At 34.6% G+C, this 19990-nt stretch carries 15 protein-coding genes; 14 read left to right on the forward strand and 1 reads right to left on the reverse strand.

Annotated elements, in window-relative coordinates; genetic code table 11:
- The first annotated feature begins 2 nt into the window (after window positions 1-2).
- The 14 genes from ACFQ0R_RS11510 (at window position 3) to ACFQ0R_RS11575 (ending at window position 18610) form a co-directional block, all read left to right on the forward strand.
- Window positions 3-1379 (forward strand): MFS transporter, encoded by a 1377-nt coding sequence (locus ACFQ0R_RS11510; RefSeq protein WP_379658527.1) that lies wholly within the window; start codon window positions 3-5, stop codon window positions 1377-1379.
- On the forward strand, window positions 1363-2034 hold the full coding sequence (gene pgmB, locus ACFQ0R_RS11515) for a beta-phosphoglucomutase (RefSeq protein ID WP_379658528.1): 672 nt from the start codon (window positions 1363-1365) through the stop codon (window positions 2032-2034). The genes ACFQ0R_RS11510 and pgmB overlap by 17 nt, the downstream gene beginning before the upstream one ends.
- A 15-nt stretch (window positions 2035-2049) precedes the next feature.
- On the forward strand, window positions 2050-4335 hold the full coding sequence (locus ACFQ0R_RS11520; protein ID WP_379658529.1) for a glycoside hydrolase family 65 protein: 2286 nt from the start codon (window positions 2050-2052) through the stop codon (window positions 4333-4335).
- 13 nt (window positions 4336-4348) lie between these two features.
- Complete coding sequence (locus tag ACFQ0R_RS11525) at window positions 4349-6457, forward strand: glycoside hydrolase family 97 protein (protein ID WP_379658530.1); 2109 nt, start codon at window positions 4349-4351, stop codon at window positions 6455-6457.
- Between the two features lie 9 nt (window positions 6458-6466).
- A complete protein-coding gene (locus ACFQ0R_RS11530; RefSeq protein WP_379658531.1) occupies window positions 6467-8362 on the forward strand; it encodes a glycoside hydrolase family 13 protein in 1896 nt (631 codons plus the stop codon).
- A 65-nt stretch (window positions 8363-8427) separates the two neighbouring features.
- Window positions 8428-9867 (forward strand): alpha-amylase family glycosyl hydrolase, encoded by a 1440-nt coding sequence (locus tag ACFQ0R_RS11535; RefSeq protein ID WP_379658532.1) that lies wholly within the window; start codon window positions 8428-8430, stop codon window positions 9865-9867.
- Window positions 9868-9972: 105 nt separating this feature from the next.
- Window positions 9973-10959, forward strand: a complete 987-nt coding sequence (gene pfkA / locus ACFQ0R_RS11540) for a 6-phosphofructokinase (RefSeq protein WP_379658533.1) — start codon at window positions 9973-9975, stop codon at window positions 10957-10959.
- Window positions 10960-10987: 28 nt separating this feature from the next.
- Entirely contained in the window at window positions 10988-11983 is a 996-nt protein-coding gene (gap, locus tag ACFQ0R_RS11545; RefSeq protein ID WP_379658534.1) for a type I glyceraldehyde-3-phosphate dehydrogenase, read from the forward strand.
- A 73-nt stretch (window positions 11984-12056) separates the two neighbouring features.
- Entirely contained in the window at window positions 12057-12917 is an 861-nt protein-coding gene (locus tag ACFQ0R_RS11550) for an N-acetylglucosamine kinase (protein ID WP_379658535.1), read from the forward strand.
- Entirely contained in the window at window positions 12918-14552 is a 1635-nt protein-coding gene (pgi, locus tag ACFQ0R_RS11555) for a glucose-6-phosphate isomerase (protein WP_379658536.1), read from the forward strand. It begins immediately after the preceding gene.
- A 150-nt stretch (window positions 14553-14702) separates the two neighbouring features.
- Window positions 14703-16241: a YifB family Mg chelatase-like AAA ATPase gene (locus tag ACFQ0R_RS11560; protein WP_379658537.1), complete on the forward strand. Its 1539-nt coding sequence runs from the start codon at window positions 14703-14705 to the stop codon at window positions 16239-16241.
- A 60-nt stretch (window positions 16242-16301) separates the two neighbouring features.
- Window positions 16302-17051: a 5-oxoprolinase subunit PxpA gene (pxpA, locus tag ACFQ0R_RS11565; RefSeq protein ID WP_379658538.1), complete on the forward strand. Its 750-nt coding sequence runs from the start codon at window positions 16302-16304 to the stop codon at window positions 17049-17051.
- Window positions 17041-17748, forward strand: a complete 708-nt coding sequence (gene pxpB, locus ACFQ0R_RS11570) for a 5-oxoprolinase subunit PxpB (RefSeq protein WP_379658539.1) — start codon at window positions 17041-17043, stop codon at window positions 17746-17748. Before pxpA ends, pxpB begins: the two co-directional genes overlap by 11 nt.
- A 1-nt stretch (window position 17749) precedes the next feature.
- Complete coding sequence (locus ACFQ0R_RS11575) at window positions 17750-18610, forward strand: allophanate hydrolase (RefSeq protein WP_379658540.1); 861 nt, start codon at window positions 17750-17752, stop codon at window positions 18608-18610.
- Here the strand turns inward: ACFQ0R_RS11575 and ACFQ0R_RS11580 are convergent.
- Window positions 18582-19958: an aldehyde dehydrogenase gene (locus ACFQ0R_RS11580; RefSeq protein WP_379658589.1), complete on the reverse strand. Its 1377-nt coding sequence runs from the start codon at window positions 19956-19958 to the stop codon at window positions 18582-18584. The two genes, ACFQ0R_RS11575 and ACFQ0R_RS11580, sit on opposite strands and share 29 nt — an antisense overlap.
- Window positions 19959-19990: the final 32 nt, after the last annotated feature.

Below are 19990 nucleotides of genomic sequence, written 5' to 3' on the forward strand. Positions count from 1 at the left end.
ATATGCAAAAAAGAAAACTAGGTATTATAGAAATTTGGAACCTCAGTTTCGGGTTTCTTGGTATCCAAATGGGCTTCGCTTTACAAAATGCTAATGCAAGCCGAATTCTGCAGAATTTTGGTGCAGATGTACATCAACTCTCTTGGTTCTGGATTATAGCCCCACTTATGGGACTTATTGTACAGCCCATTGTAGGTCACTACAGTGATAAAACATGGACTAAGCTGGGCAGAAGGAGGCCATATTTTTTGATAGGTGCTCTTTTAGCTTCAGTAGGTTTAATATTAATGCCTCAAGCTGATATTTTTATTGCTTTTTTACCCGCACTTTGGGTAGGAGCAGGAATGTTGATGATAATGGACGCATCATTCAATATAGCCATGGAGCCATTCAGAGCTTTAGTTGCAGATAATCTGCCTTCAGAGCAAAGAACCTTAGGCTTTAGCGTTCAAACTGTCATTATTGGAATCGGTGCTGTTATTGGCTCTTTTTTACCTTACATTTTGAGTAACTTTTTTGAAGTCTCAAACAAAGCGCCAGAGGGATCTGTTCCAGATCATTTGGTTTATTCCTTCATTATTGGAGCTTTAATTCTTATAGGTTCTATTTTGGTCACTGTTTTCACAACAGAGGAGTATTCTCCCGAAGAAATGAAAGCTATTGAAGCAACAAAATCCAAGAAAATTGATCAAATTCAAATTGAAGAAAAAGAATCAAAATTGATTGATATATTTTCTGATTTTGCAAAAATGCCAGAAACCATGAAACAGTTAAGTTGGGTTCAATTTTTCTCATGGTTTGGCTTGTTTGGTATGTGGGTATTTACAACTCCAGCAATCGCTCAACATTTTTATAGTTTACCACCTTCTGACTCTAGTAGTATAGCTTACAATGAAGCTGGTGATTGGGTAGGGGTTTTATTTGGTATTTACAATTTTGTATCCGTATTTGTAGCATTATCATTACCTAAAATCGCTCAACATATTGGTAGAAAACGCACACATGCTTTTGCATTAGCTATTGGAGGAGTAAGTTTAGTTTCAGTTTATTTCATGCCTAATCAAGATTGGCTTATTCTATCTATGATAGGTATAGGTGTTGCTTGGGCTAGTATACTGGCTATGCCTTACGCAATTTTGGCAGGAGCAATAAATCCTAAAAAAATGGGAGTATATATGGGGATATTCAATTTTTTCATAGTTATTCCTCAAATTATCAATGCTTTAATAGGAGGACCATTAGTAAAATATCTTTATGGAAACCAAGCGATTTTTGCTTTGGTCACAGCAGGTGTTAGCTTTCTGTTGGCTGCGATATTAGTTGTAAAAGTTAAAGATGAAGACGATAAAAATTTAGAAAACAATGAAATCACAATTTAAAAAGGCTTTTATATTCGATCTCGATGGAGTTATCGTCGATACGGCAAAATTTCACTTTTTAGCCTGGAAAAATCTAGCTGAATCTTTGAATATTTCTTTTTCTGAAGAAGAGAATGAACAGCTTAAAGGGGTGTCAAGAATAAATTCTCTTGAGAAGATATTGAAATGGGGGAATAAAACTATTTCAGAAGAAAAATTTAATAGCCTTATGGCTAAGAAAAACGAAGAATACTTGTCTTATGTTGATAATATGTCCAAAGAGGATATTTTACCTGGCGTGTTGAATACTCTAGAGTATTTAAAAGAAAATAATTATCAAGTAGCATTAGGCTCAGCAAGTAAAAATGCAAGACGTATCTTAAACAAAGTAGGTCTTAATTCTTACTTTGATCATATAGTTGATGGTAACGAAGTTTCTAAAGCTAAACCTGATCCTGAAGTCTTTCTTAAAGGTTGTGATCTTTTAGGAGTAGAACCGAAAGATGCCATAGTTTTTGAAGATTCTCAGGCTGGAATCAAAGCTGCAAATACTGCAGAGATGACAAGTGTTGGAATAGGAGAAGAATCTAATTTAAAAGAAGCTGATTTTAATTTTGAGGGGTTCTCAGAAATTAATCAAGAAACCATACAAACTCTTATCAATTTCAAGAAATAAAAAAATAAAGAAGCAATGAATCAAGATTATATCACACCAGACTCATGGTCAATTATAGAAGATGGCTTTGAAGTGGATCGCGTTCAATCCTCAGAAAGCTTATTCAGTATTGGAAATGGCTCAATGGGTCAGCGTGCCAATTTTGAAGAAACCTATACAGGTCCAACCTTTCAGGGAAGTTACATAGGAGGTGTTTATTATCCAGATAAAACCAGAGTAGGTTGGTGGAAAAATGGCTATCCAGAATATTTTGCTAAAGTACTTAATGCACCCAACTGGATTGGGATCAATGTAATTATCAATGATGAAATGCTTGATTTATTTAGTTGTAAAAAAGTTGAAAACTTTAAGCGTGAACTCAATATGAAAGAAGGCTGGCTTGGAAGAAGTTTTGAAGCCACTTTACAAAATGATATAACCATTAAGGTTGAAGTAAAACGATTTTTAAGCTTAGTGCATGAAGAATTAGGAGTGATTGATTATAAAATCACGCCTGTAAATTCAGATGCTAAAATCACTTATATACCCTATCTAGATTCAGGTATTACAAACCAAGATACTAATTGGGAGGATCAGTTTTGGAAAACCACTCATAAAGAAGTAAACGATAAACAAGGATTTATTGAATGCCATACGTTGAAAACACTGTATCACGTGTGTACTTATATGGAGGCACATTTATTTCTAAATGGGAATAAATCAGAAACCAAAGGAAAGCCACTTCAGAAAGAGATGGAAGTATCAATCTCATTTGAAGAACATGTTGCAAAAGGAAGCACCTTAAGCCTTCAGAAATATGCAGGCTATACAACATCTTTAAATCACGATAAGTCTGAGTTGATTTCAGCAGCGAAATCAGTTTTGAAAAAAGCAACTTCAGAAGGCTTCAAAAATCTATTGAATACACAAAAACAGGCCTGGAGTGAGATTTGGAAAATGAGTGATATTTCCATTGAAGGTGATATAAAAGCTCAACAGGGCATACGTTTTAATATTTTTCAATTGAATCAGACCTATACAGGAACGGATCATCGTTTAAACATTGGTCCAAAAGGATTTACTGGCGAAAAATACGGCGGAAGCACCTATTGGGATACTGAAGCTTATTGCATTCCCTTTTATATGGCGACCAAAGACCAAGATGTAGCTAGGAACCTTTTGAAATATCGTTACAATCACTTAGGCAAAGCTATTGAAAATGCTGAAAAGCTTGGATTTACAGGTGGAGCAGCTTTGTATCCTATGGTAACGATGAATGGTGAAGAATCTCATAACGAATGGGAAATCACCTTCGAAGAAATTCACAGAAATGGAGCTATAGCTTACGCTATTTTCAACTATCACCGGTATACAGGAGATTATTCTTACATTCCGGAAATGGGACTTGAAGTCTTGATTGCTATTGCCAGATTCTGGCAGCAGCGCGCTACATTTTCAAAGCAAAAAGACAAGTATGTGATTCTTGGAGTTACTGGTCCCAACGAATATGAAAATAATGTCAATAATAACTGGTATACCAATTATATCGCCAAATGGTGTATCGATTTTGCTGTAGAAAACCTCAAAAAGGTTGAAAAGGAATATTCAGATGACTATGCGCGAATTATCCAAAAAACAAAACTGACAAATACTGAGATTGATAAAATGGTAAAGGTCGCAGACCATCTTTACTTCCCTTATTCTGAAGAGTACGGAGTTTATCTTCAACAAGATGGATTTTTGGATAAAGAAATGGTGAAAGTGGGAGATTTGGATCAAAAGTTACGTCCTATCAACCAACATTGGTCTTGGGATAGAATATTGCGCTCACCTTATATTAAGCAAGCTGATACGCTGCAAGGGTTTTACTTTTTTGAACATCATTTCAAAAAAGAAGATATTGAAAAGCATTTTGATTTCTACGAGCCATTCACAGTTCATGAATCTTCGCTTTCTCCTTGTGTTCACAGTATTCAAGCTGCTTTATTGGATAGAATGGAGCAGGCCTATGAATTTTACTTAAGAACTTCAAGATTGGATCTCGACGATTACAATAAAGAAGTGAAAGAAGGCTGTCATATTACCAGTATGGCTGGAACCTGGATGAGTATTGTAGAAGGTTTTGGCGGAATGAGAGTGAAGAATGACCAATTGCACTTTGCTCCAAAAATACCTAAAGAATGGACTTCTTACTCTTTCAAAGTGAATTTTAGAAATCATATTTTGAAAGTTAAAATTAGTCACGAGGCTACTAATTTCAGCTTAGAGGCAGGGGAAAAACTACAAATTATTGTCAACGGAGAATCTGTTGAAGTTAAATAAAAATAGAAGTGATATGAAAAATATACTAGCCTTTGTTGGGCTAATTTTAATAACAGTAAGCTCATATGGTCAAAGCTTAAGCTCACCTAATTCTAAACTAGAGCTTAATTTTGAACTTGCAGAAAATGGAACTCCGACTTATACTTTAAGCTATAAGGGAAAGGAAGTCATAGCTCAAAGTAAACTAGGCCTGGAATTGGTAAATGATGATAAATCCTTATTAAACGGATTTGAGGTAAAAGATGTATCAAATTCTTCTTTTGATGATACATGGTCACCAGTATGGGGTGAGCAATCTAGTATCAGAAATCATTACAACGAACTCGCTTTGACACTTAATCAACCTGAGAAAGACAGGCATATTATCATACGCTTTCGTCTTTTCGATGAAGGTCTTGGATTCAGATATGAGTTTCCACAGCAAGATAATTTGGTCTATTTTGTTATTAAAGAGGAACACACCGAATTCGCTATGACAGGAGATCATACTGCTTTTTGGATTCCAGGTGATTACGATTCTCAGGAGTACGATTATACAACCTCTAAGTTATCAGAAATTAAAGATTTATTTGATATAGCTTTAACGGATAATGCTTCACAGGAGCAATTTTCTAAAACGGGAGTTCAAACCTCTTTAATGATGAAAACCGATGATGATTTGTATATCAATTTACATGAAGCAGCGCTAAAGGAATATTCATTGATGAATTTGAATCTAGATGAATCAACTCTGACTTTTAAGTCCTGGTTAACGCCAGATGCTATTGGAAACAAAGGCTATTTACAAGCGCCAGCCGTTTCTCCCTGGAGAACTATCATGGTAACCGATGATGCTAGAGATATTTTAGCTTCTAATATGACCTTGAATTTAAATGAACCCAATGAAATCGAAGACACATCTTGGATAAAACCTATCAAATATATGGGAGTTTGGTGGGAAATGATTACAGGAAAGAGTAGCTGGAATTACACCGATGAACTTCCTTCTGTAAAACTTGGAGAGACTGATTATTCCAAAACCAAACCCAACGAAAAACATGCAGCCAACACAGAACACGTAAAAGAATATATTGATTTTGCTTCTAAGCATGGTTTTGATGCACTGCTAGTTGAAGGTTGGAACGAAGGCTGGGAAGACTGGTTTGGACATTCTAAAGATTACGTATTTGATTTCGTAACGCCTTATCCAGATTTTGATGTGAAGGAAATTCAAGAGTATGCTGCGTCAAAAGATATTGAAATGATGATGCATCATGAAACTTCTGGAGCAATAAGAAATTATGAGCGTCATTTGGATACAGCATATCAATTTATGAACAAATACGGCTATACTTCTGTAAAAAGTGGTTATGTGGGAGATATTATTCCACGAGGTGAACACCATTATGGTCAGTGGGCGATTAATCATTATTTATATGCAGTCAAAAAGGCCGCAGATTATAAAATCATGGTGAATGCACACGAAGCTGTCAGACCCACAGGGCTACGTAGGACTTACCCTAATTTGATTGGAAATGAATCGGCAAGGGGAACAGAGTTTCAAGCTTTTGGAGGATCAAAACCCAATCACGTGACTATCTTACCATTTACAAGGTTAATTGGCGGACCTATGGATTATACTCCTGGAATTTTTGAAATGGACATCAGTAAATTGAATCCAGACAACAATTCTCATGTGAATTCGACCATTGCTAATCAATTAGCACTATATGTTACGATGTACAGTCCGTTACAAATGGCTGCTGATTTACCAGAGAATTACAAACGCTATATGGATGCTTTCCAATTCATAAAAGATGTTGCTTTAGATTGGGATGAAAGTCATTACCTGGAAGCAGAACCTGGAGAATATATCACTGTAGCTAGAAAAGCCAAAGATTCTTCTAGCTGGTTTGTGGGTAATGTTAATGGTACTACCCCTAGAAAGACCAAACTAGATCTCGACTTCTTGGAAAAAGGCAAAACTTACCAAGCCACGATTTATGCTGATGCTAAAGACGCTCACTACAAAACAAATCCACAGGCTTATAAAATTTCTACCAAGAAAGTAACCAGCAACTCAGCTTTGAAATTGAAATCTGCAGCAGGTGGTGGTTTTGCAATAAGTATTATTGAAAAATAAAATCAAATTATGAAATTTAAGCCTCAATTATCGTTTTTAAAATTTGTCTTTGGCTGTTTTTTTCTTCTGAATTTGTTTTCAGTTGACTTAAATGCTCAAGACCTTAGAGTTGAACCACCCAATTGGTGGGTTGGTATGGAGATGAATAACATTCAACTCATGGTCCATGCTGAGGATATTTCAACGTATCAGCCAAAATTGAAATACGATGGTGTTCAAATAGCTGAAGTCCACCAAGCCGACAGTCCTAATTACTTATTTATTGACTTAAGTATTTCAGAAGAAGCCAAAGCGGGAACTTTTGAAATTAAATTCAAAAAAAAAGGAGCTAAAAATTTAAGCTTTGACTTCTCATTAAATTCCAGAGAAAAATCAGCAAAAGATTATGTTAGTTTTAATCATGAAGATGTGGTGTATTTGATCACACCCGACCGTTTTGCAAATGGTAACACAAAAAATGATGTGGTTGAAACCTTGAGAGAAACCAAAGTTGATCGCAATAATAATTATGCTAGACACGGAGGAGATATTCAAGGTATCATAGACCATTTAGATTATATCTCAGACATGGGGTTTACCAGTATCTGGTCAAGTCCATTGCTTACAAATGATATGGAGTCTTCTTCTTATCACGGCTATGCGATTACAGATTTTTATGAAGTTGATCCACGCTTTGGAGATTTAGAATTATATAAAGAACTTTCTCAGAAAGCTTCAGAAAAAGGAATTGGTTTGATTATGGACATGATAGCCAATCATAGTGGTAGTGGACATTGGTGGATGGATGATTTACCATTTTCTAATTGGCTCAATTATCAAGATTTATATGAAGAAGGAAAAGATATTCCTAATTCCAATCACAAACGATCTACAAATCAGGATCCGTATGGATCGGAGCTGGATTCTAAAATTATGCACAAAGGCTGGTTTGTACCTACCATGCCAGATCTGAATCAAGAAAATCCATATTTGGCCAAGTATATTATTCAGAATAGCATTTGGTGGGTGGAAACTCTGGGATTACACGGTATTCGTCAAGATACCTACCCCTATCCTAATAAAGCATTCATGTCTGACTGGGCTGGAGCAATCATGAAAGAATATCCGAATTTCAATATAGTAGGTGAGGAGTGGACTACAGATCAATTGTTGGTAGGTTATTGGCAGCAAGGCCAAAACAACAGCGATGGTTATAATTCCAATTTACGCTCTGTCATGGATTTTCCAATGCAAATGAAAATTGTGCAGGCTCTTAATGAAGGCAACGAAGGCTGGGGAAATGGATTAACTAAAATTTACGAAGGTTTGGCCAATGATTTTTATTATCCGAGACCTAAGGATGTTATGATCTTCCCAGACAACCATGACATGGATAGAATTTTCACTCAGTTGAATAAAGATATTGGAAAAACTAAAATGGCCTTAGGGCTTATCTTAAGTCTGCCAAGAACACCACAAATTTATTATGGAACTGAAATTTTGATGGAGAATTCAGACAAGCGCGGGGATCATGGTTTGATACGGACTGATTTTCCTGGTGGCTGGGAAGGAGATGCTCAAAATGCTTTTACAGGAGAAAACTTAACTGATAAACAGCTAGATTTTCAATCGTTTTTGAAAAAGATTTTAAACTTCAGAAAGACGTCTGAAGCTATTTTGGAAGGAGAAATGGTTCATTTTGCTCCTTTTGATGGTATTTATCCTGTTTTCAGAATTCATGAGAACGAAATTGTTGCTGTTTTTCTCAACACTAATGATACATCTAAAAATGTAGATTTATCCAAATTTGAAGAATTAAATTTAAGTGGTAAACAATTTAATAATGTAGTAGAGGATTCAAATATTAGCTGGGAAAATAATCTTCAATTAAAACCTGGATTTACTATGTATAGTTCCAAAGAGTAATTGAACGCTAACTCATTCGTAGTAATATTTATTCAATAAATAATTAAATATAAATTAAAAATATCATGAGACATATTAAATTTTTAAGCCTTGTAATCAGCTTATCCTTTTTGGTTGCTGCTTGTAATCAAAAATCAAAAGAAGATAAAAAGGACTCTACGGATGATTTTGAACCTATTACAAATGAGGTCTTAGAATCTTCTGTGATTTACGAAGCGAACATTCGACAGTATTCACCAGAAGGAACTTTTGATGAATTTACAAAAGACATTCCTGAGCTAAAAGAACTTGGCGTAAAGGTGATTTGGTTGATGCCAGTTTACCCAATTTCTATGAAAAATAGAAAAGCAACTCCAGATTTATCTATAGAAGATATCGAAGATCCTGAAGAGAAGAAGAAGTACTTAGGTAGTTATTATGCAATTTCAGATTACACGGCTATCAATCCAGAATTTGGGAGTATGGATGATTTTGATGAGCTGGTTAAAACCGCTCATGATAACGGAATGTATGTCATTTTAGACTGGGTAGCCAACCATACAGGCTGGGATCATAAATGGATTGAGGAGCATCCGGAATATTACCATAAGGATAATGAAGGCAATGTAACAGATCCGATAAATCCAGATACTGGTGAGTCTTGGGGATGGACAGATGTGGCACATCTCAATTATGAGAATGATTCTCTTTGGACGGCCATGAAAGATGAGATGGTGTATTGGGTGAAAGAAAAAAATATAGATGGCTTTAGAGCTGATGTAGCCGGAAATGTCACTACAGAATTTTGGAACTATGTCGTACCCAAACTGAAAGAAGAAAAACCAGTATTTATGTTAGCCGAAAGTGAGGATAAAGATTTGTTTTATGAAGCTTTTGATATGGGCTATAACTGGGAAGGTCATCATCTTATGAATGAAATTGCCAAAGGGGAAATGAGTGTAAAGGATTGGGATGCTTATATGGCAAAAATCGATACCACCTATCAAAAAGATGATTATTTGATGAACTTCATTACTAATCATGATGAAAACTCCTGGAATGGAACAGTAGAGGAGAGAATGGGAGATGCGTCTGAAACTATGTTAGCTTTCACTTACGCTTTACCAGGTATGCCTTTGATCTATAGCGGACAAGAATACGGAATGGATAAAAGACTTAAGTTTTTTGAAAAGGATAGTATTCCAAAAGTAAAGGGTAAATTATGGGATGTGCATGTAAAATTAGGTGAGCTTAAAAATACTAACAAAACATTGCATGGAGCAAAAAAAGCAGCTTCTTATAAGCGTCTCTCGACATCCAATGATGAAAAAGTTATTGCTTTTGAGAGGTCAAAAAATGGAGAAACTCTAATCTATCTAGCCAATTTTACTGATGAAAGTCAAGAATTTCAAACTTCGTTTTATGGTAGATATAAAGATTATATGACTTCAGAACCTTTAGAATTGAAAACCGATCAAATTCACAATTTCAAGCCCTGGGAATATAAAATTTTGATAAGTGAGTAATTTTTTACTATTTTTTATAAAATTTTAATAATGTTTATCAGTCGAAATCGTTTTAGTCCATAACTATATTAGTGATTATCTTATATTTAAAATATATTTGAAACAATGAAAAAAGATATTAAGAAAATTGCAGTATTAACATCTGGGGGAGATTCTCCTGGAATGAATGCTGCCATAAGAGCTGTAGTAAGAAATGCAGCATATTCTGGTCTCAAATGTGATGGTATATATAGAGGCTATCAAGGTTTAATAGAAAATGAATTCATTGAACTTGGCCCTCGTGATGTTAAAAATACTATTAATAGGGGAGGAACCTTTCTAAAATCGGCTCGATCTAAAGATTTTATGGACAAAAAAGGTCGTGAAAAAGCTTACAAAAATTTACGAGCCAGACATATTGATGCTTTAATAGTCATTGGTGGTGATGGCACATTCACAGGCGCTTCCGTTTTCAGTAAAGAATTTGACATACCAATAATAGGAATACCTGGAACCATAGACAATGACATTAATGGTACTGATTATACCATAGGTTACGATACAGCTTTAAATACAGTTGTAGAGGCTATAGATAAAATTAGAGACACAGCAAGTTCCCACGATAGACTCTTTTTGATTGAAGTTATGGGAAGAGATGCTGGGGATATTGCATTAAATAGTGGTATTGGGGCAGGAGCTGAGGAAATTTTGATTCCTGAAGAAAATCTAGGTATAGATAGACTTATAGAATCTTTAGAAAAAAGTAGAAAAACAGGAAAATCTTCAAGTATCGTAGTGGTATCTGAAGGAGATCAAATTGGCAAAAACATTACTAAGGTTGCTGAATCTATTCAGGAAAATCTGCCTGATTACGAAGTTAAAGTCACTGTTCTTGGACATATACAAAGAGGAGGATCTCCTAGTTGTTTTGATAGAGTATTAGCAAGTCGCCTTGGTGTCGGTGCTGTAGATGCTTTAATCGAAGGAAAATCTAATATTATGGTTGGTATAGAACATAAAAAAATTGTTCATGTCCCATTTGAAATAGCAATCAACATTAAAAAAATATTGGATACAGATCTAATAAGAGTTGCAGATATTGTATCCACATAAATACGAATAATTTTAAAATTTAATAATTATGACAAAGATAGGTATTAACGGTTTTGGCCGTATTGGTAGAATTGCTTTTAGAATAGCAATGGACAATAAAGACGTAGAAATAGTAGGTGTTAACGATTTACTTGACGTAGATCATTTGGCTTACATGTTAAAATATGATTCAGTTCACGGAAGATTCAATAAATCTGTTGAAGTAAAAGATGGAAACCTGGTAGTTGACGGAAAATCAATCAGAATTACTGCTGAGAAAGATCCTAAACAACTAAAATGGAACGAAGTAGGAGCTGAGGTTATAATGGATTGTACAGGTATCTTTAAAGAAAAAGATAATGCATCTGCACATATAGACGCAGGTGCTAAGAAAGTAGTGATTTCTGCACCATCTAAAACTGCTCCAATGTTTGTGATGGGAGTAAATGAAAATGATGTTAAAGCAGAAGATACGGTTGTTTCTAATGCATCCTGTACAACAAACTGTCTTGCTCCCATGACAAAAGTTATCAACGATAACTTTGGAATTGTTGAAGGTCTTATGACTACAATTCACGCAGCAACTTCAACTCAATTTACAGTAGATTCTCCTTCTGCAAAAAATTACAGAATCGGCAGAAGTGCTATCAATAACATTATTCCAACGAGTACTGGTGCAGCTGTAGCTGTAGGTAAGGTGATCAAAGAAGTAGAAGGTAAATTAACAGGTATGGCTTTTAGAGTGCCAACAGCTAACGTATCTGTAGTAGATTTAACTGTAAGAACTGAAAAATCTGCTACATATGAGGAAGTTAAAGCTGCTATGAAAGCTGCTGCTGATGGTCCAATGAAAGGTGTTTTAGCTTATTATGAAGATGAGGTTGTTTCTCAAGACTTTGTTTCAGAAGCAGCTACATCAAATTTTGATGCTAATGCTGGAATAGCCTTAAATGATAATTTCTTCAAGTTAGTAGCTTGGTATGATAACGAATACGGTTACTCTGCTAAACTTGTAGATTTAGCTTTACATGTAGCTAAATTATAAATACAAATCTATTTTAAAAGCTTATTTCAACTGATGGAATAAGCTTTTTTTATTTTAATCTAAACTTATTTATATGATTATCATAGCAGATGGTGGTTCGACAAAATGCGATTGGATTCTATTAAACGACAAAGGAGAAGTAGAGTTGAAAACGAGGACTAAAGGTTTGAATCCTGCAGTTTTTAAACCGGAAACTTTAAAATCTCGTATAGAGGAGAATGAAGATCTTAAGAAGATAATTTCGAAAGTAACTCGGGTTGACTTTTTTGGAGCAGGATGTGGAACACCAACACCTGTAAAAAATCTTGAACTCATTTTGAAGGATTTTTTCAAGGATGCAGAAATTAATGTGGAAGAAGATATGGTGGCAGCAGCTCTTGCCGCTACAACAGAACCTGGAATTGTTTGCATTTTGGGAACTGGATCTAATTCTTGTTTTTTTGATGGTAAAAAAGTTCATATGGAAATAGAGTCTCTTGGCTATGTGCTAATGGATGAAGCCAGTGGAAATTACTTTGGAAAACGGCTGATAAGAGATTATTACTATAAATTTATGGGTGATGATATGAGTCGTGAATTTTCTAAACGCTACAATTTAGACGCCGACACAATCAAAAGGAACGTCTACAAAGAAGATAATCCCAATACGTATTTAGCTTCTTTTGCTGAATTTATTTTTACATCTGAAGAGCGAAATGGATATTTTTATAAACTGATATATGAAGGTATAGAGAAGTTTATTGAACGTCGGGTCATGTGTTTTAAGCAAGCTCAAAATGTTCCTATTCACTTTATTGGTTCAATAGCCTTCTTTTCTGAAGATATCATAAGAGATGTTGCTAAACGCTACCACCTAGATATTGGTAACATCATAAGAAGACCTATTGATGGTCTTATAGAACATTATAAAAAAAACGTTTTAAAAGTAAACTAGATGTCTTTACAAACCCTTTCACCTGTTAATTTTAAATCTTGGAAAGAACTTGAATCTCTTTCCAAAAATGAATTTAAGCTAAACGCTTTATTTGAATCGAATTCAAAACGTTTTCAAGAGTTTTCAATCCAAAATAAAGACTTTTTAGTTGATTTTTCTAAAAACTTACTTAACGAAGAAGTTTTCGAACAATTGATAAATCTTGCCGGTGAAGCAGATTTAAAAAATGCTATCAAAAGTTATTTTGCCGGTGATAAAATCAATGAAACTGAAGGAAGATCAGTTTTACATACCGCTTTAAGAACTTCTAAAACTAATTCTGCAAAAGTTGAAGGTAAAGAGGTTTTTGAAGATGTTCAGTCCGTGCTGACTAAAATTAAATCTTTTTCAGATCAGGTTAATTCTGGTGAGCGAAAATCATATACTGGAAAGAAATTTACAGATGTTGTCAACATTGGTATAGGAGGTTCAGATTTAGGGCCTCAGATGATTGTAGATGCTTTAGCGTACTATCAAGAAGATATTACACCTCACTTTATTTCAAATGTTGATGGTGACCACGTTTCTGAAACCTTAAAACATCTCAATCCAGAAACCACTTTGTTTCTGATTGTTTCTAAATCGTTTACCACTCAAGAAACTTTGACCAATGCAAATACTGTTAGAGATTGGTTCTTGAAATCAGCTACCAAAGCTGATGTAAAACATAATTTTGTAGCTGTTTCTACAAACATTTCTGCAGTTGAAGATTTTGGTATCGCTAAAGAAAATATTTTCCCAATGTACGATTGGGTTGGAGGTCGTTTTTCATTATGGAGTGCTGCTGGACTTTCTATAGCTGTGAGTTTGGGCTCTAAAAAATTTCAAGACTTATTGGATGGGGCGGAAGACATGGACACACATTTCAAAACTTCTGAATTTGATAATAATATACCTGTTGTACTAGCTTTACTTGGAATTTGGTATAACAATTTTCTAGGAGCAGAAAGCGAAGCTATTATTCCTTATACTCAATATCTTCAAAAATTAGCACCTTATCTTCAGCAAGCCTCTATGGAGAGTAACGGGAAAAGTGTAGACAGAGCTGGTGTAAAAGTGAATTATCAGACAGGAACTATTGTTTGGGGTGAGCCGGGGACCAATTCTCAGCATGCCTTTTTTCAATTGATTCATCAGGGAACCAAATTAATTCCTTCAGATTTTATCGGTTTTAAAAATTCGCTGCACGGCAATTCTAAACATCACGATATCTTGATGGCTAATTATTTTGCCCAAACTGAAGCCTTGATGAAAGGTAAATCTAAAGAGGAAGTTCATAAAGAGCTTGAAAACAATGGCTTAAGTGTTGAAGAGATTCAAAAATTGCTACCTTTCAAAGTCTTCGATGGAAATAAACCTACAACTTCGATTTTGATAGATGAATTAACTCCTAGATCCTTAGGTAAATTGGTTTCTATGTATGAGCATAAAATTTTTGTGCAAGGAGTGATTTGGAATATATTTAGTTATGATCAATGGGGTGTGGAGCTAGGAAAGCAACTGGCGAAAAATACATTGAAGGACATCGAGTCTAGCCAAATAGAGAATCAGCATGATTCTTCAACCACAGAATTATTGAAATATTACAAGTCTTAACATTGATTTTATTATTTTAAACTAAAAACCTCGAATTTATTTCGGGGTTTTTAGTTTAAAATGCTCAAACAATTGAATTAAGTTTTGATTTTCATCAACTTTAAAGGAAAAAGTATATTTTTAGATTAACTAACCACTAATCAATTTATTATGCTTGTAAAAGTTTTTGGAAGTTCAGTTTTTGGTGTTGATGCTGAAATTATTACTATTGAAATCAATATGGAAAAAGGTATTGGCTACCATCTAGTAGGCTTACCAGATAATGCCATTCGAGAAAGTAGTTTTAGAATTCAGGCAGCTTTAAAAAACAATGGTTTTAAATTTCCAGGAAAGAAAATCATTGTCAATATGGCTCCAGCAGATATGCGAAAAGAGGGTTCTGCGTACGATTTAACTTTAGCTCTTGGTATTCTTTCAGCTTCCAATCAAATAAAATCCGATGAAATCGATAAATACATTATCATGGGAGAATTGTCTCTCGATGGTAGTTTACAACCTATAAAGGGAGCCTTGCCAATAGCTATAAAGGCCAGGCAAGAAGGTTTTAAAGGATTCATTCTGCCAAAACAAAATGCAAAGGAGGCTGCAATTGTTGATAATCTTGATGTTTATGGAATCGAAAGTATAAGTGAAGTCATCAGTTTTTTTGATAAAGATGAACCTCTAGAACCTACCAAAATAAATACAAGAGAAATATTTTATAACAATTTAGCTCATCCAGAATTCGATTTTGCAGATGTTAAGGGTCAGGAATCCATCAAGCGATGTATGGAAATTGCTGCTGCAGGTGGACATAATATTATAATGGTGGGTCCTCCAGGCTCAGGTAAAACCATGTTGGCAAAACGTCTTCCAAGTATTTTGCCGCCTATGAGTTTGCATGAAGCTTTAGAGACTACCAAAATCCATTCGGTGGTGGGTAGAGTAAAAGAAAATGTCGGTCTGATGGCAGAGCGGCCGTTTAGAAGTCCACATCATACGATTTCGGATGTGGCTTTAGTGGGTGGAGGAGCTTATCCACAGCCAGGTGAAATCTCTTTAGCCCATAATGGCATATTATTTTTGGATGAGTTGCCAGAGTTTAAACGTACGGTGCTAGAGGTTATGCGTCAGCCTCTAGAAGATAGAGAAGTTACTATTTCAAGGGCGAAATTTACTGTAACTTATCCATCGAGTTTTATGTTAGTTGCGAGTATGAATCCAAGTCCTGGAGGATATTTTAACGATCCCGACGCTCCTGTAACCTCTTCTCCAGCCGAAATGCAACGCTATTTAGGAAAAATAAGTGGTCCTTTATTGGATAGAATAGATATCCATATAGAAGTAACCCCAGTTCCTTTTGATAAACTGAGTGATGAACGTAAAGGAGAAAGTAGTGTAGAAATTAGAAAACGCGTTACTAAAGCGAGAGAGTTTCAAACAGATAGATTTAAAAATTTTGAAAATGTACATTACAATGCTCAGATGAATGTAAAGCATATCAAACAATTCTGTAAGCTAGAAGAATCTTCTAAAACACTTTTGAAAACAGCAATGGAACGGCTCAATTTGTCTGCTAGAGCTTATGATAGAATCTTAAAAGTATCACGAACTATTGCTGATCTTGAAGCTTCACCAGAAATTCAGGGAGCTCATATCTCTGAAGCCATTCAGTATAGAAGTCTGGATCGAGATGGCTGGTTAGGTTGATTTCACTTAAGATTAAGTCTATAAAGTTTCCAAAGTTCTCATCATTCCATATATTTCGATATGAATAAAACTATCGATATAAATTGTGATCTCGGAGAAGGTGGTAAGTTTGATGCTGATATTATGCCTCTTATTTCATCTTGTAACATTGCTTGTGGTGGTCATTTTGGAGATAAGAAATCTGTTGAAAACGCCGTAAATTTGGCTAAAACACATAACGTTAATATTGGTGCTCATCCATCTTATCCAGATTTTGAAAACTTTGGACGAAAGTCAATTGACATAACTGAGAATGACTTAAAAAATCACTTGCATCAACAAATTGACTTGGTTGAGATGACTTGTAAAGCCAATGAAGTGAAGCTTCACCATATTAAACCTCATGGAGCGCTTTACAATGACATGCGTAAAAGTCAAACAATCACTAATTTAATTTTAGAGGTAGTTGCTGAAAGAAATTTAGATCTGATTTTATTTACTCCTCCTTTTGTGAAATTCTCTTCCAAAATTCCAGAATCTATTACACTATGGCTGGAAGGTTTTGCAGATCGAGCATATCAAAATGATTTGAGTTTGGTCTCTAGAGATGAAAACGGAGCAGTATTAAATGATCCAGATTTAATTTCCAAAAGAGTTTTATCGATGGTTCATAATCAAGAAGTTTTGTCTTTATCTGGTGAAATAATTAAGCATGAATTTGATACTATTTGTGTACATAGTGATACAGCTAATGCACTAAAAATTCTTGAAGTTCTGAAAGCAAAACTCATTGAAAATAGAATTAAAATAGGAGAGAATTATGACTCATAAATCACGTATTTTTCAAATTAATGAGACATCAATTCTTGTTGAATTTGATGAAAAAAATGATCAAAACCTTTTAAGTTATCTTCTTAATTTAAAAAAAGAATTATCAACGGATAGTCATGAACAAGTACTTCAAATAATCAATACATATAACTCATTATTAATTATTTACAAATTTACTATAAATAATTTCTATGACGTTAAAAAAAGAATTTTAGAGAAAATCTCAGATGTTAATATAGGTAATAATTTGAAATTACAAATTAAAAAAATACCAGTCTGTTATGATCTGGATTATGGATGGGACTTAGAATTACTTTCAGAAAATTTGGACTTATCAATTGATCAAATAATCAAGAAACACTCAGAAGTAATTTATACTGTTTTTTTTATTGGTTTTCTTCCTGGATTTCCATATTTAGGAGGCTTGGATTCTTTACTTTTTTATAGAAGAAAATCAAAACCACGAAGACAAATTCTAGCTGGATCTGTTGGAATTGCCGACAAGCAAACTGGAATTTATCCAATAGATTCTCCCGGTGGCTGGCAAATTATTGGAAGGAGTCCAATTCAATTATTTAATAAAAATCATTCAGAGCAATTATGTTTTTTGCAAGCAGGAGATAGAATTCAATTTGAGCGTATTTCAAAAGATGAATTTGAGTATATTCAATCCCAAACAAATTATAACAAGTGGTAATATGAGTGTAATTGTTAAGCAATCTGGGCTTTATGCCACAATTCAAGATGAAGGACGCAGTGAAGGAATGCCTCAGGGTATTCCTATCTCTGGAGCTATGGATTTACATCTCTATAGATTTGCTAATCAGGTTTTGGAAAATAAAGAAAATTCTGCTTGTATAGAGTTTTATCAACAAGGATTGAAGCTCGAATTTGACTCTCCTATTTTTATTTGCGTAGCTGTCTTGGGAGGAGTAATACTTTTGAATGATAAAAAAATTGAAACGAAATCTATTATAAAGATTAATAGCGGTGATCAATTAACCATCAAACAATTAACTGAAGGAAATTGGGGATATATTTCGGTAAAAGATGGCTTTGAGTCGAGTACTTTTTTGGGAAGTAAAAGTTTTTATAAGGCTTTGACTCAGTATCAACTTCAAAAAAACGACAAAATTGACTATAAAACTTTTGATGGAGAAAGTGGGGGAGACTGTCCAAAACTAAATATCGATTATTATAAAAATCTATTCTTAGATGTTTTTAAAGGTCCAGAATTTCATAAGCTAAGTCAAACTCTACAGTATCAATTACTGAATGCTGAGTTTTCACTTTCAACTTCACTTAATCGAATGGCTTATGAGATCCAGGAACGTTTAGAAAATAAGCTAGAGGAGATTGTAACAGGCCCAGTTTTGCCTGGTACTATTCAATATACACCCGAAGGTAAAATGTTGGTTCTCATGAGAGATGCTCAAGTAACTGGAGGTTATCCTCGTATTCTTCAGTTATCCGAAAAAGCCATAAACTTAATATCTCAGATGAAAGTAAAATCAAAATTCAAATTTAACCTTATCGAAATAAATTCAGAAAAGATTTAAAAGAATTTACTCGGTTGTATGGTGGATATTTTATTGGTATATCCAGCCAAGTTTTACGATTCACAATTGGTTTTTGTCTTGTAAATGTGTTAAAAGATGCTCTTCCGTGATAGTTGCCCACACCGCTTGCTCCAACGCCTCCAAAAGGCAGTTTGTCATTCACGAAATGTACAATAGTGTCGTTTATAACACCGCCTCCAAAATCAAATTTTTCGTTGACTTGTTTAACAAAATCTTTTCTTTCACTGAAGACATAAAGCGATAAAGGTTTTTCAAAAGACGTTATCATCTCTTCCAGCTCATCAAAAGTGGAGTAGGAGTAAAGAGGTAGAATAGGCCCGAAGATCTCTTCATTCATAAGTGGTGATGATAAATCTGGAGAATCAACCAAAGTTGGTGCTAAGAAATTTGTTTCAGCATCAGATTCTCCTCCATAAATAATGTTTTGATCCTTGAGAAATCCTGTAAGTTTTTCGAAATGGGAGTCATGAATCAACCTGGTGTAATCTTTATATGAAGTTTCAGAGTAAAACTCCTTCAGAGATGAGATAAGTTTTTTCTGAAACTCATCTTTAATTTTTGAGTCAATTATAAGATAATCTGGAGCTATGCAAGTCTGGCCAGCATTTAAAAATTTCCCCCAGCATATTCTTTTAGCGGTTACGTCAATTTTTGCAGTAGAATCAACAATACACGGGTTTTTACCACCAAGCTCTAATGTATGAGGTGTCATATGTTTCGCAATCTGCTCAGAAACAATTCTTCCCACAGGTACGCTACCCGTAAAAAAGACGTAATCCCATTTCTGTTCAAGAAGTATTTTTGCAGTTTCAACAGCACCCGTTATAATCTTTGCTTGTTGATCTTCAAAAACTTCATTAAAAATCTTAACGAGAACACCTGCTGTGTAAGATGCGTGCTCAGAAGGCTTTAGAACAACTGTATTTCCAGTGGCTATTGCACCAATTGCTGGTGTTATGGCGAGTTGAAATGGATAATTCCAGGGAGCGATTACCAAAACTTTCCCCCAGGGCACGTAGTGGATTTTATCTGAAGAAGGGAAATTGAGCCAGGCAGATGAAACTGATTTTGGCTTGGACCATTTTTTTAAATTCTTGATAAACAAGTTTAATTCTTTGTAAACAACAAACAGCTCGGTTGTTAACACTTCAAACTCTGGCTTTTGAAAATCTTTATAAATCGCATCAACTATACCTTGTTCGTGAGCTTTAATACTAGCTTTCAATTTTTTCAAAATTGAAATGCGATTTTCAACTGAAGTTTTAGATGTAGTTTTCAAAAATTCGTCTTGTGACTTAAGTAATTCTATAATATCATTTTCCTTCATGTTCATGTTTATTAAATTTGGACAAGCAATGA

This window comes from Psychroflexus salinarum (assembly GCF_042677225.1).
GTDB classification, from domain to species: Bacteria; Bacteroidota; Bacteroidia; order Flavobacteriales; family Flavobacteriaceae; genus Psychroflexus; species Psychroflexus salinarum.

Excerpts from the sequence above, each read along its gene's own strand:
- ACFQ0R_RS11510 (WP_379658527.1), top strand. The coding sequence starts at position 3 with ATGCAAAAAAGAAAACTAGGTATTATAGAAATTTGGAACCTCAGTTTC.
- pgmB (WP_379658528.1), top strand. The coding sequence starts at position 1,363 with ATGAAATCACAATTTAAAAAGGCTTTTATATTCGATCTCGATGGAGTT.
- ACFQ0R_RS11520 (WP_379658529.1), top strand. The coding sequence starts at position 2,050 with ATGAATCAAGATTATATCACACCAGACTCATGGTCAATTATAGAAGAT.
- ACFQ0R_RS11525 (WP_379658530.1), top strand. The coding sequence starts at position 4,349 with ATGAAAAATATACTAGCCTTTGTTGGGCTAATTTTAATAACAGTAAGC.
- ACFQ0R_RS11530 (WP_379658531.1), top strand. The coding sequence starts at position 6,467 with ATGAAATTTAAGCCTCAATTATCGTTTTTAAAATTTGTCTTTGGCTGT.
- ACFQ0R_RS11535 (WP_379658532.1), top strand. The coding sequence starts at position 8,428 with ATGAGACATATTAAATTTTTAAGCCTTGTAATCAGCTTATCCTTTTTG.
- pfkA (WP_379658533.1), top strand. The coding sequence starts at position 9,973 with ATGAAAAAAGATATTAAGAAAATTGCAGTATTAACATCTGGGGGAGAT.
- gap (WP_379658534.1), top strand. The coding sequence starts at position 10,988 with ATGACAAAGATAGGTATTAACGGTTTTGGCCGTATTGGTAGAATTGCT.
- ACFQ0R_RS11550 (WP_379658535.1), top strand. The coding sequence starts at position 12,057 with ATGATTATCATAGCAGATGGTGGTTCGACAAAATGCGATTGGATTCTA.
- pgi (WP_379658536.1), top strand. The coding sequence starts at position 12,918 with ATGTCTTTACAAACCCTTTCACCTGTTAATTTTAAATCTTGGAAAGAA.
- ACFQ0R_RS11560 (WP_379658537.1), top strand. The coding sequence starts at position 14,703 with ATGCTTGTAAAAGTTTTTGGAAGTTCAGTTTTTGGTGTTGATGCTGAA.
- pxpA (WP_379658538.1), top strand. The coding sequence starts at position 16,302 with ATGAATAAAACTATCGATATAAATTGTGATCTCGGAGAAGGTGGTAAG.
- pxpB (WP_379658539.1), top strand. The coding sequence starts at position 17,041 with ATGACTCATAAATCACGTATTTTTCAAATTAATGAGACATCAATTCTT.
- ACFQ0R_RS11575 (WP_379658540.1), top strand. The coding sequence starts at position 17,750 with ATGAGTGTAATTGTTAAGCAATCTGGGCTTTATGCCACAATTCAAGAT.
- ACFQ0R_RS11580 (WP_379658589.1), bottom strand. The coding sequence starts at position 19,958 with ATGAAGGAAAATGATATTATAGAATTACTTAAGTCACAAGACGAATTT.